Consider the following 18,193-nt stretch of genomic DNA (forward strand, 5'->3'; position numbering starts at 1 on the left):
GCTCCTACAGGTTACGCACCCCATTCATCGTTTTTTCGGGCCTTTAATATGCGTATCAAAGTCCACTGCCAGAACCGCATCGGCATCCTGCGCGACATTCTCAACCTGTTGGTGGAGTACGGGATCAACGTGGCCCGCGGTGAGGTGGGGGGGGAGCATGGCAACGCCATCTACCTGCATTGTCCAAACCTGATCAACATTCAGTTCCAGGCCTTGCGTCCGAAATTCGAAGCGATTGCCGGGGTCTTTGGCGTCAAGCGTGTAGGGCTGATGCCCAGCGAGCGTCGGCACATGGAACTCAATGCACTGCTCGGTGCGCTGGAGTTTCCGGTGCTGTCGATCGACATGGGCGGTTCCATTGTCGCGGCCAACCGTGCGGCGGCGCAGTTGCTCGGGGTGCGCGTCGACGAGGTGCCGGGGATTCCCCTGTCGCGGTACGCCGAGGATTTCGATTTGCCGGAACTGGTGCGCGCCAACAAGTCGCGGATCAACGGGCTGCGGGTCAAGGTCAAGGGGGATGTGTTCCTGGCCGACATCGCGCCGCTGCAATCGGAGCATGACGACAGCGAGGCCATGGCCGGTGCGGTGCTGACATTGCACCGCGCCGACCGGGTGGGCGAGCGCATCTACAACGTGCGCAAGCAGGAGTTGCGCGGCTTCGACAGCATCTTCCAAAGCTCGAAAGTCATGGCCGCCGTGGTGCGCGAAGCGCGACGCATGGCGCCATTGGATGCACCGCTGTTGATCGAAGGGGAAACCGGCACCGGCAAAGAGTTGCTGGCGCGGGCTTGCCACTTGGCCAGCCCTCGAGGGCAATCGCCGTTGATGGCGCTCAATTGCGCCGGTCTGCCGGAGTCCATGGCCGAGACGGAATTGTTCGGTTACGGCCCGGGCGCCTTTGAAGGGGCGCGGGCCGAAGGCAAGCTCGGGCTGCTGGAGCTGACGGCGGGCGGCACGCTGTTTCTCGATGGCGTCGGGGAAATGAGCCCGCGTTTGCAGGTGAAATTGCTGCGTTTTTTGCAGGACGGTTGCTTCCGTCGTGTGGGCAGTGATGAAGAGGTCTACCTCGACGTGCGAGTGATCTGCGCGACCCAGGTCGACCTGTCCGAATTGTGCGCTCGCGGTGAGTTCCGCCAGGACCTCTACCACCGCTTGAATGTGTTGTCGCTGCACATCCCGCCGTTGCGCGAATGCCTCGACGGCTTGACGCCGCTGGTGGAGCACTTCCTCGATCAGGCCAGTCGGCAGATCGGCTGCTCGTTGCCAAAGCTGGCGCCGGCGGCCATGGAGCGGCTCAGTCACTACCATTGGCCAGGTAACGTGCGTCAACTGGAGAACGTTCTGTTCCAGGCGGTTTCCCTGTGCGACGGCGGCACGGTCAAGGCCGAGCATATTCGTCTGCCGGATTATGGCGTGCGTCAGCCCCTTGGCGATTTTTCGCTGGAGGGTGGGTTGGACGAGATCGTCGGGCGTTTCGAGAAGGCGGTACTGGAACGGCTTTATTCGGAACATGCCAGCAGCCGATTGCTCGGCAAGCGACTGGGTGTTTCCCACACAACCATTGCCAACAAGTTGCGTGAATATGAAATAGGCAAACTGGAGCGTTAAAAACCCACTCAAATAATAAATATTCTCGAGTGTCAATATTTATCCAGTGCTGTCATTTCGCATTTAAGGCGCTAAAGCTTCTGCTATTGATCTGAATCATGGAACTTATAGAGGAAGCCATCTAGGCTCCTCTCAAAGTTTGGCAGGAGTGCTGACCATGCCATCAATGGATGACTCTACCCAGCGAGTTCGCAAAGAAACTCGCCTCTTCTATTTCCTGATCATTGTTCTGTTTCCACTGTTATCGGTGGCGATAGTCGGTGGTTACGGTTTTTTTGTCTGGTTCCTGCAAATGCTCCTCGGGCCGCCAGGCCCTCCCAACTGATCGCCATCTATCTCTAATTCAGCAGGGAGTACGGGACATGGGAAAGACGCTGCACATTGCCAGTCTGGTAGTACATGCCCGTCCGGCCCTGTTCGAGGCGGTGAAAGCCAACTTGCGTTTGCTCAAGGGCGTTGAACTTCATCAGGAAAGCCCTGCCGGCAAACTGGTGGTTGTGCTGGAAACCGATCACGAAAGCCAGATTCTTCAGCGAATCGATCAGATCAATCGCTTGCCAGGCGTGCTCAATGCCGCCCTGGTTTATCACGAGATTCTCGATGTAACGGGAGAAAGCACATGCCTATGACGCGGCGAGAGTTTGTCAAAGTCCAGGCTGCCGGGATCGCGGCAGCGGCTGCGGGCCTCCCGGTGTTTACCTCTGCCAGCAACCTGATTACCGAACAAGACATGGTCGCCCTGGACTGGAACAAGGCGCCCTGTCGTTTTTGCGGCACCGGTTGCAGCGTCATGGTGGCGACCAAGGACAACAGGGTTGTTGCAACTCACGGCGACGTAAAAGCCGAGGTCAATCGCGGGTTGAACTGTGTCAAAGGCTACTTTTTGTCCAAGATCATGTACGGCGTTGATCGGCTGACTCAGCCGCTGTTGCGCATGACCAATGGGCAATATGACAAACAAGGCGAGTTTCACCCGGTGTCCTGGAAACAGGCGTTCGATGTGATGGAGTCGAAGTACAAGGAGGCGCTGAAGAACAAGGGCGGGGAGTCTATCGCCATGTTCGGTTCCGGACAGTGGACGATCTGGGAAGGGTACGCGGCCAACAAATTGATGAAGGCGGGGTTTCGCTCGAACAACATCGATCCCAATGCACGCCATTGCATGGCCTCGGCGGTCATGGGCTTTATGCGCACGTTCGGTATCGATGAGCCAATGGGCTGTTATGACGATATAGAAGTCACCGATGCATTCGTCTTGTGGGGTTCGAACATGGCGGAAATGCATCCGATTCTGTGGAGTCGGGTCACTGATCGCCGTTTAAGCCAGCCGAATGTGAAAGTGGCCGTGCTCTCTACTTTCGAACATCGCAGTTTTGAACTGGCCGACATTCCGATGGTGTTCAAGCCGCAGACTGACCTGCTCATTCTCAACTACATCGCCAATCACATCATTGAAAGCGGTTCGGTCAACAAAGACTTCGTCAGCAAACACACCAAGTTCGCCAAAGGCACGGATGACATCGGCTACGGTTTGCGTGCCGATAATCCGCTGGAGATGAAAGCCAAAAATGCCGACAAGGCGAACACCTGGACCGACATCGACTTCGAGCAATTCGCCGCTTTTGTAAAACCCTACACCCTTGAGCGCACGGCGAAAGAAACCGGTGTGCCAACCGAGCGCCTCAAGGCATTGGCCGAACTGTACGCCGACCCCAAGCGCAAGGTGGTTTCGTTCTGGACCATGGGCTTCAACCAGCACACCCGGGGTGTGTGGGCCAACAACCTGATCTACAACATTCACCTGCTGACCGGGAAAATCAGCGAGCCGGGCAACAGTCCTTTCTCCCTGACGGGTCAGCCTTCGGCCTGCGGGACGGCACGTGAAGTGGGCACGTTCTCCCATCGTTTGCCGGCCGACCTGGTGGTCACCAATCCGGCGCACCGCGCCACCGCGGAAAAAATCTGGAAGCTCCCGGCGGGCACCATCAAGGAAAAGGTCGGGTTCCATGCCGTGCAGCAGAGTCGCATGCTCAAGGACGGCGTGCTCAATGTGTATTGGACGATGGCCAGCAACAACATGCAGGCCGGGCCCAACATCATGCAGGAAGTGCTGCCGGGGTGGCGCAACCCCGAGAACTTCGTGGTGGTGTCGGATGTGTATCCCACCGTCTCGGCACAGGCGGCCGATCTGATTTTGCCGACGGCGATGTGGGTCGAGAAAGAGGGCGCTTACGGCAACGCGGAGCGGCGTACGCAGTTCTGGCATCAACTGGTCTCGGCGCCGGGTGACGCCAAGTCGGACCTTTGGCAATTGGTCGAGTTTTCCAAGCGTTTTAAAACCGACGAGGTCTGGCCGCAGGAACTGTTGGACGGCTCACCGCAATACAAGGGCAAGACCCTGTATGAGGTGCTGTTCAAGAATGGCCAGGTCGATCAGTTCCCTGTTGAACAAATGGCGGCGGGCTATCAGAACGACGAGGCCCGGGATTTCGGTTTCTACCTGCAAAAAGGTCTGTTCGAAGAATATGCCCAGTTCGGCCGTGGACATGGTCATGACTTGGCGCCCTTTGATCGTTATCACTCCGAGCGCGGGTTGCGCTGGCCTGTCGTCGAAGGCAAGGAAACGCTTTGGCGCTTCCGCGAAGGTTACGATCCGTATGTCGAGAAGGGCAGTGGCGTGCAGTTCTACGGCTACCCCGATAAGAAGGCAATCATCTTCGCGCTGCCTTACGAGCCTCCTGCGGAAGCCCCGGACGCGGACTTCCCGTTCTGGTTGAGCACCGGTCGGGTGCTTGAGCATTGGCACACCGGGACTATGACCCAGCGTGTCGAAGAACTTTATAAAGCGGTCCCCGATGCGCTGGTCTACATGCACCCGGCCGATGCCAAGGCCTTGAATGCCCGGCGTGGCAGCGAAGTAAAGCTGATCAGTCGGCGCGGCGAGATGCGTGCACGGATTGAAACCCGGGGGCGCAACAAGCCGCCCCAAGGCCTGGTGTTCGTGCCGTTTTTCGATGCCAACAAGCTGATCAACAAAGTCACGCTTGATGCGACGGACCCGATCTCCAAACAGACCGATTACAAGAAATGCGCGATCAGGATTGAGTTGATCAAGACGGCATAAGGAGAGCTTTCATGAATTATCGTTCGCTGTCCTTGCTTGTCATGCTGCTGATGTGGCTGCCCGCGACATTTGCGGCAGAACCCGGTTACCCACTGGATGCGCCGGCACCGGATGGGCGGCGAGTCGGCGGGACCCTGACCCAGGAGCTGCCGGCACCGCCCATTGCCGAAGACGAGAACAAGGACCTCAAGCGTGAGCGTAATTACCCCGATCAACCGCCCACCATACCCCACAGCATTCGCGGGTATGCCATCGACATGAACAGCAACAAGTGCCTGACCTGCCACAGTCGCGCCAACAGTGCGCGTACCCAGGCGCCGATGATCAGCATCACTCACTACATGGACCGTGACGGCCAGGCATTGGCGGCGGTGTCGCCGCGCCGATATTTCTGCAACCAGTGTCACGTGCCGCAAAAGGATGTGAAGCCACTGGTGAACAACAGCTTCAAGAACATCGACCAGGTCTTGCAAGACGAAATCAACCACCAGCCGAAACCTTGAGGAAAGGCCATGAAATCTTTGCTTGCCTTGCTCAAGGATTATTGGGGTGTGCTGCGTCGGCCCAGCGTGCATTACAGCCTGGGTTTCCTGACTCTCGGCGGGTTTATCGCCGGGGTGATTTTCTGGGGTGGGTTCAACACCGCGCTGGAAGCGACCAACACCGAGAAGTTCTGCACGTCCTGCCATGAAATGCGCGACAACGTTTTTGTCGAGTTGCAGGAAACCATTCACTACACCAACCGCTCGGGCGTGCGCGCCACGTGCCCGGACTGTCACGTCCCCCATGAGTGGACGCACAAGATCGCCCGCAAGATGCAGGCTTCCAAGGAGGTCTGGGGCAAGCTGTTCGGCACTATCAGTACCCGGGACAAGTTTCTGGGCATGCGCCGGGAGCTGGCCGAACACGAGTGGGCACGGCTCAAGGCCAACGATTCCCGGGAGTGTCGCAACTGCCATAACTTCGAGTTCATGGACTTCACACGCCAGGGTAAACGCGCCGCCAACATGCACTCCACCTCCTTGGCCAGTGGCCAGGCGACCTGTATCGATTGCCATAAAGGCATTGCCCACAAATTGCCCGACATGAGCGGCGTGAAAGGTTGGTAGCCGGCTTTTCACGGCATTGCCGCCAAGCGGCATAACCGCGCCGGTTTTTCGTCTTCGATACATCGTTCGATTCCCTTCTGATTAGCCTCCAGCCCCTTGTTTAAAGGGGGTTGGAGCCGCTGCGCGCAAGTTGGTCTGCAAATTGCTACAACCTGCGCAACACAGCAGTGGGCGGCAAACGTCCGGCAGGCAGAGGAAAGAGTGTGGACAAGTACCTTTATGTGGCAATGACCGGCGCCAGCCAGAATGCACTGGCGCAAAAGGCTCATGCCAACAACCTCGCGAACATCTCCACCAACGGCTTCCAGAAAGACCTGGAGCAGGCCCGTTCGATGCCGGTGTTCGGTGACAGCTTTCCGGCGCGTGCGTTTGCCATGTCCGAACGCCCGGCCACGGATTTCTCCCCCGGCTCACTGGTGGAAACCGGCCGCGACCTCGACGTTGCCGTGCAAGGCAACGGCTGGATTGCCGTACAGAACCCCGATGGCGGTGAAAGCTACGTGCGCACCGGCAGCCTGAATGTTGACGCCCTGGGTGTGCTGCGCGCCGGCAACGGCATGCCGGTCATGGGCAATGGCGGGCCGATTTCCGTGCCGCCGGAGCAGCAGATCGAAGTCGGCGAGGACGGCACCATCAGCATCCGCGCGATGGGCGAAGGTCCCCGGGTGATGGCGGAAGTCGACCGCATCAAGCTGGTCAACCCGGACTTCAAGAACATGACCAAGGGCCTGGATGGTTCGATCCACACCAAGGACGGCGCGCCTGCGCAGGCCGATGCCAACGTCAAGCTGGTGTCCGGGTTCCTCGAATCGAGCAACGTCAATGCCGTGGAGGAGATGACCTCCGTTCTGGCCCTGGCCAAGCAGTTCGAGCTGCACATCAAGATGATGAACACCGCCAAAGACGATGACCAGGCCATGGCTCGGGTCTTGCAGATCAGCTAATTACCAGAACGTCGCGCCGTAAAACAGGCGCACGAGGAGAATCGAATGCTTCCGGCTCTATGGGTTGCCAAAACAGGTCTGTCCGCCCAGGACACCAACCTGACCACCATTTCCAACAACCTGGCCAACGTGTCGACCACGGGTTTCAAACGTGACCGCGCCGAGTTCCAGGACCTGCTCTACCAGATCAAGCGCCAGCCAGGCGCCCAGTCGACCCAGGACAGCGAACTGCCGTCGGGTCTGCAACTGGGTACCGGTGTGCGCATCGTCGGTACCCAGAAAAACTTCACCGCCGGCAGCCTGCAAACCACCGAGCAGCCGCTGGACATGGCCATCGACGGCCGTGGTTTCTTCCAGATCCTGCAACCGGACGGCACCACGTCCTACACCCGTGACGGTACGTTCCACCTGGACTCCAACGGCCAGATCGTCAACGCCAGCGGCTTTGCCCTGGAGCCGGCCATTGTCATTCCGAACGACGCGCAGACCTTCACGGTCGGCCGCGACGGCACCGTGTCCATCACCGTTGCCGGCAACCCGGCAGCCCAGGTGATCGGCAACCTGCAAACCGCCGACTTCATCAACCCGGCCGGCCTGCAGGCGGTGGGCAACAACCTGTTCCTGGAAACCGCCGCCAGTGGCGCGCCGCAAGTCGGCACTCCGGGCCTGAACGGTTTCGGCTCCACGCTGCAGAACACCCTGGAAACGTCCAACGTCAGCACCGTTGAGGAGATGGTCAACATGATCACCACCCAGCGCGCCTACGAGATGAACTCCAAGGTGATCTCCACCGCCGACCAGATGCTCTCGTTCGTAACGCAGAATCTGTAATCAAGTCTATGTGGCGGCCATTGGGCCGCCTGCAACACCGTGAGGTAGGGTCATGAATCGCTATGTATCTGTTCTGGCACTGAGTGGGATCACCGCGCTCGCAGGTTGCGTGCCTGCGACGCCCAAGCCCAATGACCCTTACTACGCTCCGGTGTTGCCGCGCACGCCGTTGCCGGCGGCCGCGAACAATGGCTCGATCTATCAGGCCGGTTTCGAACAGAACCTCTACAGCGACCGCAAGGCGTTCCGGGTCGGTGACATCATCACCATCACCCTGAACGAAAGGACCCAGGCCAGCAAAAACGCCAACTCGCAAATTGGCAAGAACAGCAAGGCCAACATCGGCCTGAGTTCGCTGTTCGGCAGCAGCGCCACCACCAACAACCCGTTCAGCGATGGCGACCTGAGCCTGAGTGCCAGCTACGAAGGTGACCGCGCGACCAAGGGGGACAGCAAGGCGGCTCAGGGCAACACCCTGACCGGTTCGATCACTGTCACCGTCGCCGATGTGTTGCCCAACGGCATTATCGCGGTACGCGGCGAGAAGTGGATGACCCTCAACACCGGCGACGAGCTGGTGCGGATTGCCGGCCTGGTTCGCGCCGATGACATCGCCACCGACAACACCGTGCCGTCGACCCGTGTCGCCGATGCGCGCATCACCTACTCGGGCACCGGTTCGTTTGCCGATGCGAGTCAGCCAGGCTGGTTCGACCGTTTCTTCCTCAGCCCGCTGTTCCCTTTCTAGGTGGCTACGTTGAATTTCAGAAGTCTCATGATGGCTGCGTTCCTGATGTCCGCAGCGTTCAACGTTCAAGCCGAGCGCCTGAAGGACATCGCCAGCATTTCCGGCGTGCGTTCCAACCAATTGATCGGCTACGGCCTGGTGGTCGGGCTAAACGGCACCGGCGACCAGACGACGCAGACCCCGTTCACCCTGCAGACCTTCAACAACATGCTCTCGCAGTTCGGCATCAAGGTGCCGCCGGGTTCGGGCAACGTGCAGTTGAAGAACGTCGCGGCGGTGTCGATCAGCGCCGATTTGCCGGCGTTCGCCAAGCCGGGTCAGCAGGTCGATATCACCGTTTCGTCCATCGGTAACTCCAAGAGCCTGCGTGGCGGCACCTTGCTGCTGACGCCACTCAAGGGTATCGATGGCAACGTCTATGCGGTGGCCCAAGGCAACCTGGTGGTCGGCGGTTTCGACGCGGAAGGGCGAGACGGCTCGAAGATCACCGTCAACGTTCCGTCGGCCGGTCGCATCCCCGGTGGTGCATCGGTGGAACGTGCGGTGCCGAGCGGTTTCAACCAGGGCAACAGCCTGACGCTGAACCTCAACCGTTCCGACTTCACCACCGCCAAGCGCATCGTCGACAAGATCAACAACATGCTCGGCCCTGGCGTAGCCCAGGCCATCGACGGCGGGTCGATTCGCGTCACCGCGCCGCTCGATCCGAGCCAGCGCGTCGACTACCTGTCGATCCTGGAAAACCTCGAAGTCGATCCGGGCCAGGCAGTCGCGAAAGTCATCATCAACTCCCGTACCGGCACCATCGTGATCGGCCAGAATGTCAAGGTTTCCCCGGCCGCCGTGACCCACGGCAGCCTGACCGTGACCATTACCGAAGACCCGATCGTCAGCCAGCCCGGCCCTCTGTCCAATGGCACGACGGCGGTGGTGCCGCGTTCGAAGGTCAACGCCCAGCAGGAAGCCAAGCCGATGTTCAAGTTCGGCCCTGGTACCACCCTCGACGAGATCGTGCGGGCGGTGAACCAGGTCGGCGCAGCACCGGGTGACTTGATGGCCATCCTCGAAGCGCTGAAGCAGGCCGGCGCCCTGCAAGCCGATCTGATCGTGATCTGAGGACGGCCATCGTGGATATGCGCAAGAGCGGTCTGGTCAGCAGCAGCGATTCGGGCTCCTATTCGGACCTCAATCGTCTGAATCAGCTCAAGGTCGGCGACAAGAACAGCGACGGCAACATGCGCAAGGTGGCGCAGGAGTTCGAATCGCTGTTCCTCGGTGAGATGCTCAAGTCCATGCGCTCGGCAACCGAAGCGCTGGGGCAGGACAATCCGATGAACACGCCGGCGGCCAAGCAGTACCAGGAAATGTACGACCAGCAACTGGCCGTTTCCATGTCCCGCGAGGGCGGTGGTATCGGCCTGGCGGACGTGCTGATGCGCCAGATGTCGAAGAACAAGCCATTGGCGCCGGGCGAGGCCGCTGCTGCATCGCTGGCCAGGCAAGAGGCTGCCAAGGCCTCCGTGCAAACGCCGGTGGCGGCGGGCACGGTTGCAGTCAATGGGCCGCTGTCGCGGGTCAATGGCCAGCGTCCATTGTGGGCTTCGCGATCGGTCCAGGCGCCGCAAGAGGCGGGCGAGGGTGGTCATCGCAATGACATGGCTCTGATCAATCAGCGACGCCTGGCGTTGCCGCCGAAGCTGGCTGATCGTCTGTTGGCCGGGCTGGTGCCTTCGGCGACGGCCGCAGCCACGACGATCAACAAGACACCGTTGCCTGAGCGCGCGACAAGCACTGGCACCGGTCCTTTGTATAACGGCGACTGGCTGGCCAGCGCGCAGCAAACCTCCAGTGGCGGCATGCAGATCTACGGTCGCGCCATGGCGCAGATTCCGCTGGCGCCGGCGAAGAAAGCCTTCGGTTCCGCCGACCAGTTCGTCAACACCATGTTGCCGATGGCCAAGGAAGCGGCGGCCCGCATTGGTGTCGATCCGCGTTACCTGGTGGCGCAGGCGGCCCTGGAAACCGGCTGGGGCAAGTCGGTCATGCGTGCTCAGGACGGCAGCAGCAGCCACAACCTGTTCGGCATCAAGGCCGGCAATAGTTGGCAGGGCAATTCGGCGCGGGCGATCACCAGCGAATTCAGGAACGGGCAGATGGTCAAGGAGACGGCGCAGTTCCGCTCCTACGACTCCTACGAGGACAGTTTCCACGACCTTGTAACTTTGCTGCAGACCAACAATCGCTATCAAGATGTCGTGAAGTCGGCCGATAACCCAGAACAGTTTGTACGCGAGTTGCAGAAGGCCGGTTACGCAACCGATCCGAACTACGCGAGCAAGATTTCGCAGATAGCCAAGCAGATGACGAGTTACCAGAACTACGCTGCGGCGGGCGTTTCAACTACGCCTTTATAGGCACAAGGTATAAGGTCTGAACCATGAGTTTGCTCAATATCGGGATGTCGGGGCTGAGTGCTGGCCATAACTCGTTGGTGACGACCGGCAACAACATTGCCAACGTCGACACCGCCGGGTACTCGCGCCAGCAATCTGTGCAGAGCACCAAAGGCTCGATTCAGTACGGCAATGTGTTCATCGGCACCGGCACAACGCTGGCCGATGTGCGTCGCGTGTACAACGCCTACCTCGATTCGCAGCTGCGTACCGCCACCTCGCTCAACAGCGAAGCGGCGTCGTACAACGCTCAGGCCACTCCGCTGGACGCCACGCTTTCCGATACCAACACCGGGCTGACCGGCGTGCTGCAAAAGTTCTTCACCTCGATGCAGGGCGTTTCGACCTCGGCCACCGACGACACGTCCCGCCAGTCGGTGCTGACCGGTGCCCAGGCCCTGTCCGCCCGCTTCAATTCGATTGCCAAGCAGTTGAACGACCAGAACACCAACCTGAACGGCAGCCTGGGCGACATGGCGGATCAGGTGAACAAGCTGTCTACCACTATTGCCACGCTCAACCAGAAGATTTCCGAGCTCTCCACCGGCACCAATCAGCCAAACGACCTGCTGGACTCACGCAACGAAGCCGTGCGGCAACTGTCCGAGCTGGTCGGTACCCAAGTGGTCGAGCGTGGCAGCAGCTACGACATCTACATCGGCAGCGGCCAGCCCCTGGTGGTCGGCAACACCACCAATTCACTGCAAACCGTGCCGAGCCAGAGCGATCCATCGCGCATGGCGTTGCAGCTGAACCGTGGCTCCAGCACCATCGACGTGACCTCGGTGATCAGCGGTGGTGAAATCGGTGGTCTGCTGACTTACCGCAAGGAAGTGCTCGACCCTTCGCTCAATGAGCTGGGGCGCGTGGCGCTGGTGGTGGCCGACCAGATCAACAGCCAGCAGGCGCAAGGCATCGACAAGAACGGTGACTTCGGCGCGGCGATCTTCAACAACATCAACAGTGCCGCCCTGATCAGTCAGCGCAGCATTGCGGCAGCGGGCAACAGTGCCGGCTCCGGCAACCTGGATGTCACCATCAAGGACACCGGCAAGCTGACCGCCAGCGACTATCAGGTGACGTTCACCAGCGCGACCAACTACAGCGTCAAGCGCTCGGACGGCACCGACATGGGCTCGTTCAGCACCACGACGACGCCGGCTCCGGTGATCGACGGCTTCAGCCTGAACCTGAACGGCGGTGCGTTGAGCGCTGGCGACTCGTTCAAGGTGACACCGACCCGTGGCGCGGCGGCCGGTATCCAGACCGTGCTCACCGACCCGAAAAAAATCGCCGCGGCCGCACCCTTGACCGGTGTGACCAGCGCCAACAACACCGGCACCTACACCCAGCCGACGCTGACCAGCACCATAGATATCTACAACCCGGCGGCCCAGGCGGAAATGCAGACCGCGCTCAAGAACTCGACGCCGGTCAAACTGGTGTTCGGGGCGGCCAGCGGCGGTAGCCAGACCTACAACATGGTCGATGCCAAGGGCAACTCGATCGGCACCGGCACCATCGTTCCCGGCCAGAGCAACACCCTGAACCTGAAAGTGGGCATGGTCGATGCCAGCGGTGCGCCGGTGATGGACAACAGCGTCACGCCAGCCGTGCAGAAGACCTTCACTGTGCAGACCACGGTCGGCGCCACGCCAGCGAGCGGCGAAAGCTTCACCATCAACCTGACCGGCGCGGCGTCTTCGGACAACCGCAATGCTCAAGCGCTGGTGGGTTTGCAAACCAAGCAGACCGTAGACACCGGCACCGCGAGCAAGGGCATCAGCCTGACCGATGCCTACAACAAGCTGGTGACCAACGTCGGCGCCAAGGCTGCCCAGGGCAAGTCCGACAGCGACGCCACCACGGCAATCCTGGCCAATGCCAAGGGGGCGCGGGATTCGAACTCCGGGGTCGACCTGGATGAGGAAACCGGCAACCTGGTCAAGTACCAGCAGTACTACACCGCGTCTTCGCAGATCATCAAGGCTGCGCAGGAAATTTTCACCACGCTGATCAATAGCCTTTAAGGAGTCGTAATTCATGCGCATTTCCACCGCCCAGTATTACGAAATCACCGCTGCCAACTACCAGCGCAACTTCAACAAGGCCATCGCGACCAGCAACGAAGCCAGCAGCCTGACCCGCATCAATACTGCCGCCGATGATCCGATCGGCGCCGGTCGTTTGCTGCAACTGGGCCAGCAGAGCGCGATGCTTGAGCAGTACAAAACCAACATCGGCAGCACCAAGAATGCGTTGAGCCTGCAGGAAACCACGCTCAGTTCCATCGGTACCGCTTTGCAGCGCGTCAAGGAACTGGCCCTCGCTGCCAGCAACGGCATTGCCACCGACGCGGACCGCAAGGCTTATGCGTCGGAACTGGGCCAGATCCAGCAACAAGTGCTGGGCCTGATGAACTCCAAGGACGCGAGCGGCAACTACCTGTTCTCCGGTTCGAAAACCGACACCGCGCCTTACTCGCAGAACGCCGACGGCACCTACAGCTACAACGGTGACCAGACCACCATCGACCTTGGCATTGGCGATGGCATGACGGTCGGGACCAACACCACTGGCTGGGATGCGTTCCAGCAGACCATCAATACCAGTCGCACCCAGACCACCATGACTGCTCCGGCGGTGGATGACGGTCGCGTGGTGCTGTCCAACGGTACGGTTGGCACCAGCTCCACCTACAACGCGAAGTTCACTGGCGGCCAGCCCTACACCGTCAGTTTCCTCAGCAGCACCCAGTTGAAGATCACCGACTCGCTGGGCAACGACGTGACCGCCGAAGCCAGCCAGAACGGTCTGATCAGCAATGCCAACGGCGCCAACCAGACGGTCAGTTTCCGTGGCGTCGACCTGAAGCTGAACATCAACCTCAAATCCGGTGATACCAACCCGGATGCGGTGATCGCCGGCCACAGTTTCAATCTGTCTTCCACGTCGGATACCTTCAACACCTCGCGCAGCGCCGGTAACCCGTCGACGGCGGTCATCACCGGTTCCAGCGTGACCGACCCGACGGCTTACACCAACGCCTTCCCGGCGGGCGGGGCGATCCTCAAGTTCACCAGCGCCACCAATTTCGACCTGTATGCAGCCCCGGTCACCGCTGACAGCAAGCCGGTCTCGTCGGGCACGGTTTCGGGCGGCAACGCCACCGCGGCGGGCGTGACCTTTGCCCTGGGCGGAGGCACTCCAGCGTCCGGCGACCAGTTCGTGATCCAGAACAACAACCATCAGACCCAGAACGTGCTCGACACCCTGGGCCAGATGATCACCGCGCTGAACACGCCAGTCGACGGCGACGCAGTGGCCAAGCAGAAGTTTCTGGGGGCCATGGAGTCGGGAATGGGCAACATCGACAGTGCGGCCAACCAGATCGGTTCGGCCATCACCACGATCGGTGCTCGCGGCCAGGCGCTGGATAACCAGACCGCGACCAACGAGAGCCTGACCCTTGCGAACAGCGAGAGCCAGAAGTCAATTCGCGATTCGGACCCGGCCGAAGTCATGACTCGCCTGACCTTGCAGCAAACCATGTTGCAGGCTGCGCAGCTGGCCTTCAGCAAGATTTCCCAGCTGGGCCTGTTCAACAAGATCTGACGGTGGTCGGGCGCGCAGGCGCCCGATGGCCTTGTCCCTTCAGTATTTATCGTCTTTTTTTGCGGTAACAAAGGGCTCGCTATTCAGGGCGGGCTCGCGCCGCCTGTGAGCCCGCCGTGAATTCACTCCCGCTTGTCAGCCTGGTCATTCCCGCCTTCAATCCGCGCTTTTTCGGTCGTGCCTTGCACACGGCGGTGAGCCAGAGCTACGGCAATCTGGAGATCATCGTTTGCGATGACAGTCGCGGCCAGGAAATCGAAGACATCGTGGCTTCGCTGGTTGAGGAGGGGGCGAGCGTACGTTATGTGCGTAACCCGCGAACCCTGGGGCTGGTGGGTAACCTGCAGGCTTGCCTGGAGCAGGCGCGGGGCGAGTACATCAAATTTCTTTGTGATGACGACCAGTTGTTCTCGGCCTGCATCGAGCGTCAGGCGCAGATGCTCATCGATTGTGCCGACGTCAACCTGGTCGTCGCTCAGCGACTGCTTTGGGATGCCGACGACATGCCTCTGCCTTCGCGCCTGGAAAATACCCCGCTGTCCCCTGTGGGCGGGGTGTTCAAGGGGGAGGACCTGCTGGCGATCTTCGAAAATTTCCCGGTCAACATCCTCGGTGGTTTCAGCAACGCGATGTTCCGTCGGGCTGACGTGCTCGAACTGTTCCCGGCACTGACTCAGCCAGGCCATTGCTTCGTCGCGACCCTCGACTTCGCCTTGTATGTCTGCCTGATGCGGCGCGGCAACCTGGCGGTGTCCAATCACGTGCTCGGCGTCGAACGCCTGTACCCCGAACGATTGAGCGGCCAACAGTCGATGAAGGACGCAGCCGAAATCGAGCGGCAGTGGCTGTCGCAGATGCTCAAGGCACGTAGCGGCGAATCAGCGCCGGCCCAGGGCTGGGTGCGCTATCTGCCATTGACCAGGGTGGAGGAGTCGCCGCGGGTTTGGGAGGAGTTGCCGCTGAGCCGGACTCTGGGCACCAAGCAGACCACCCAGGACTGGCATGTCGGTATTGCCAGTGTCAGTTTCGCGCAACTGTATGCCCAGTGGCTGGCGTGCCGCCGTCTCACCGACGGTCAGCGCGAGCTGTTGGCGGACACGTTGGAAGCGTGGCCAACAAAGCCCAAAATCGTTCCGATCATCATCGATGAGCACGGCAGCCGTTCGGCGTTGGAGCTCACCCTGCAATCGCTGGCGGATCAGGATTACGCCCCTGAGCTGACGCTGGTGCTGTCGGCATCGTGCACAGAAGCCGTGCTCGACGAGCGTGTGTTCCGTTTGCCGTTGCAGGACGACTGGCAGCAGCAGATCAACGCCTTGTTACCGCAACTGGAAGGCACTGGCTGGTTCTATCTGCTGCGTGCCGGTGATCGGCTGGTGGCGCCGGCCTTGCTGGTCATGGCTGAACGCATTGCGCTGTCGCGCGCGCTTACCTGTCTGTACAGCGACGAAGGTGGGTTGCATCAGGGGGAGTCGGCCGAGCCTGCCTTCAAGCCGGACTTCAACCTGGACCTGATGCGCAGTTATCCCTACGTGGGGCGAGCGCTGGCATTCGAGCGCGAGCAGTTCCTGGCGCTGGGCGGTTTCGATTCGGTGTACGGCGAACTGGCGCCACACGATGTGTTGTGGCGAATGGTCGAGAGCGGCGGTACGCAGGTGGTCGGACACGTTTCGGAGGTTCTGCTGGAGTCGGCGTTCGACCTGACCAAATGGCTGTCGCTGCCGCAAGTGGTGGACACCAATCCGCGGTTACTCGAGGCGCACTTGCAGCGCCTGGGTGTCGCCCACGGCATTCGCCAGGGCAGTTCGGCACTGCTCAATCGGGTCGACTATCACCATGAAGATCGGCCGCTGGTGTCGATCGTTATCGTCAGCAAGGACCAGACCCTGGCGTTGCAACGCTGTGTCGAGAGCTTGTTGGAGAAAACCGCGTACGGTGAATACGAGTTGCTGTTGGTGGACAATGGCAGCGAGAGCGCCGAGGCGCTTGACTGGTTCGCCGGCATGGCGCAACTGGGCAGCGACCGGGTCCGGGTGTTGCGTTACGAGTTGCAGGGCAATGCAGCGGCGGTGCGCAACTTCGCCGTGCAGCAGGCCGCTGGCGAGTATGTCCTGATGCTCAACCCCTACACGGTGATCACCCAGGCGCAATGGCTGGGTGAACTGCTCAATCATGCGCAACGTCCGGAAGTCGGTGTGGTGGGGGCCAAGCTGTTCAACCCCGATGGCCGCGTGCTGCATGCCGGCCTGATTCTCGGGCTGCAAGGGCCCGCCGGCGTGCCGTTCCATGGCGAGATGCTGCACGCGGCAGGCTACATGTACCGCTTGCAGGTCGCCCACAATTTCAGTGCCGTCGGCGGCGACTGCCTGATGGTGCGCAAGACGGTCTTCGATGCGGTCGGCGGCCTGGATGAGCAGGGCCTGGCCCACTCCCTCAACGAGGTGGACCTGTGTCTGCGGGTCGGCCAGGAAGGTTATCTGGTGGTGTGGACGCCCCACGCGCAACTGGCCTTGGGCGCGCAGCCGGCGGTGGTTGCGCAAGAGGGTGACCAGGCCCGGAGCGAACAGGAGCAGGAGGTTTTCTATAAGCGCTGGCTGCCGATCGTGGCCCGTGATCCGGCCTACAACACCAACCTGGCGTTGCAGGGGGTGGGTGGGGCAAGCTTCAGTCTCGAACCCGGCTTGCGATCCGGTTGGAGTCCGTTTTCCAAGGCGCAATTGCCGAAGATTCTCGCGTTGCCGGTCAACGCATCCGCCATTGGCCATTATCGGGTCACGCAACCGCTGATCGAACTGGAGGCCGCCGGCAGGGCGCATGGGCGCATTCATTACAACCTGCCGACCATCATCGAAGTCGAGCGCCATTCGCCTGACGTGATCATCTTGCAGGGGCGCTATTCCGAAGGTCCGATCAACGAAATCCCGAGCCTGCAAAAATATTCCAGCGCGCGACGTATCTATGAGCTGGATGACTTTGTGATCAACGTCCCGCACCGAAATGCGCATATTCGCAATATGCCGGGCAAGGATGAAATGGAGTCGCTGGTCCGGCGCGCCATCGGCATGTGCGATCGCGTGGTGGTCTCCACCGAACCGCTGGGTAACGCGCTGTCGGACATGCATCACGACATCCGCGTGGTACCCAACATGTTGGCGTCGCACTTGTGGACCGATCTGCGCAGTCAGCGCCGCACTTCGAAAAAACCTCGGGTCGGCTGGGGTGGCGGCACCAGCCACCACGGTGACCTGGCGGTCATCGCCGATGTGGTCCGCGAATTGGCCAATGAAGTCGACTGGGTCTTCTTCGGCATGTGCCCGGACGATTTGCGCCCGTACATGCATGAGTTTCATGGGGTGATCGGGCTGGATGTGTACCCGGCCAAGCTGGCCAGCCTGAACCTGGATCTGGCATTGGCGCCGTTGGAGTTCCACATCTTCAACGACTGCAAGAGCAACCTGCGGCTGCTGGAGTATGGCGCGTGCGGTTACCCGGTGATCTGCACCGACACCGAAGCCTATCGCGGATACTTGCCGTGCACCCGGATCAAGACCAACTCCACGGATGAATGGCTGCAGGCGATCCGCATGCACCTGGCCGATCCGGACGCCAGCTATCGCATGGGCGATGAGTTGCGCGAGATCGTGCTGCGTGACTACGTGCTGCGCGGCGACAATTTGCGCTACTGGGAAAATGGCTGGCTGGCGGACTGACCGTTCGCGCATCCATCCCGTCCAGGCAGGCGACGTTGAGTCGCCTGCCTT

General features: G+C 60.6%; 14 protein-coding genes. All 14 read left to right on the forward strand.

Features of this window, described 5'->3' with window-relative positions; genetic code table 11:
• Positions 1-48: 48 nt before the first annotated feature.
• Positions 49-1,608 (forward strand): sigma-54-dependent transcriptional regulator, encoded by a 1,560-nt coding sequence (locus tag AC1Q6Y_RS18380; RefSeq protein ID WP_057715922.1) that lies wholly within the window; start codon positions 49-51, stop codon positions 1,606-1,608.
• 157 nt (positions 1,609-1,765) lie between these two features.
• Positions 1,766-1,933 (forward strand): periplasmic nitrate reductase, NapE protein, encoded by a 168-nt coding sequence (locus tag AC1Q6Y_RS18385; RefSeq protein ID WP_173677902.1) that lies wholly within the window; start codon positions 1,766-1,768, stop codon positions 1,931-1,933.
• Positions 1,934-1,970: 37 nt separating this feature from the next.
• Positions 1,971-2,237, forward strand: a complete 267-nt coding sequence (locus AC1Q6Y_RS18390; RefSeq protein ID WP_057715921.1) for a chaperone NapD — start codon at positions 1,971-1,973, stop codon at positions 2,235-2,237.
• Positions 2,228-4,732 carry a nitrate reductase catalytic subunit NapA gene (gene napA, locus AC1Q6Y_RS18395; RefSeq protein ID WP_492624941.1) on the forward strand — a complete coding sequence of 835 codons (2,505 nt, stop codon included), beginning with the start codon at positions 2,228-2,230 and terminating at the stop codon, positions 4,730-4,732. The genes AC1Q6Y_RS18390 and napA overlap by 10 nt, the downstream gene beginning before the upstream one ends.
• 41 nt (positions 4,733-4,773) lie before the next feature.
• Positions 4,774-5,235: a nitrate reductase cytochrome c-type subunit gene (locus tag AC1Q6Y_RS18400; RefSeq protein WP_371318478.1), complete on the forward strand. Its 462-nt coding sequence runs from the start codon at positions 4,774-4,776 to the stop codon at positions 5,233-5,235.
• A gap of 9 nt (positions 5,236-5,244) precedes the next feature.
• Positions 5,245-5,841, forward strand: a complete 597-nt coding sequence (locus AC1Q6Y_RS18405; RefSeq protein ID WP_085723386.1) for a cytochrome c3 family protein — start codon at positions 5,245-5,247, stop codon at positions 5,839-5,841.
• A 203-nt stretch (positions 5,842-6,044) separates the two neighbouring features.
• Positions 6,045-6,785: a flagellar basal body rod protein FlgF gene (locus tag AC1Q6Y_RS18410; RefSeq protein WP_090453789.1), complete on the forward strand. Its 741-nt coding sequence runs from the start codon at positions 6,045-6,047 to the stop codon at positions 6,783-6,785.
• A gap of 45 nt (positions 6,786-6,830) precedes the next feature.
• Complete coding sequence (flgG, locus tag AC1Q6Y_RS18415) at positions 6,831-7,616, forward strand: flagellar basal-body rod protein FlgG (protein ID WP_057715916.1); 786 nt, start codon at positions 6,831-6,833, stop codon at positions 7,614-7,616.
• A 52-nt stretch (positions 7,617-7,668) separates the two neighbouring features.
• A complete protein-coding gene (gene flgH, locus AC1Q6Y_RS18420; RefSeq protein WP_057715915.1) occupies positions 7,669-8,364 on the forward strand; it encodes a flagellar basal body L-ring protein FlgH in 696 nt (231 codons plus the stop codon).
• 27 nt (positions 8,365-8,391) lie between these two features.
• The gene (locus AC1Q6Y_RS18425; protein WP_057715914.1) at positions 8,392-9,480 is read left to right on the forward strand and encodes a flagellar basal body P-ring protein FlgI; all 1,089 of its coding nucleotides are present in this window, start codon (positions 8,392-8,394) and stop codon (positions 9,478-9,480) included.
• Between the two features lie 11 nt (positions 9,481-9,491).
• Complete coding sequence (gene flgJ, locus AC1Q6Y_RS18430; protein WP_492624942.1) at positions 9,492-10,778, forward strand: flagellar assembly peptidoglycan hydrolase FlgJ; 1,287 nt, start codon at positions 9,492-9,494, stop codon at positions 10,776-10,778.
• 23 nt (positions 10,779-10,801) lie between these two features.
• Positions 10,802-12,847, forward strand: a complete 2,046-nt coding sequence (gene flgK, locus AC1Q6Y_RS18435) for a flagellar hook-associated protein FlgK (protein WP_492624943.1) — start codon at positions 10,802-10,804, stop codon at positions 12,845-12,847.
• Positions 12,848-12,860: 13 nt separating this feature from the next.
• Entirely contained in the window at positions 12,861-14,432 is a 1,572-nt protein-coding gene (locus AC1Q6Y_RS18440) for a flagellar hook-associated protein 3 (protein ID WP_492588335.1), read from the forward strand.
• A gap of 116 nt (positions 14,433-14,548) precedes the next feature.
• The gene (locus tag AC1Q6Y_RS18445) at positions 14,549-18,142 is read left to right on the forward strand and encodes a glycosyltransferase (protein WP_492624944.1); all 3,594 of its coding nucleotides are present in this window, start codon (positions 14,549-14,551) and stop codon (positions 18,140-18,142) included.
• The last annotated feature ends 51 nt before the right edge of the window (positions 18,143-18,193 follow it).

The organism is Pseudomonas sp. GW823-FHT06E10, from assembly GCF_058794995.1.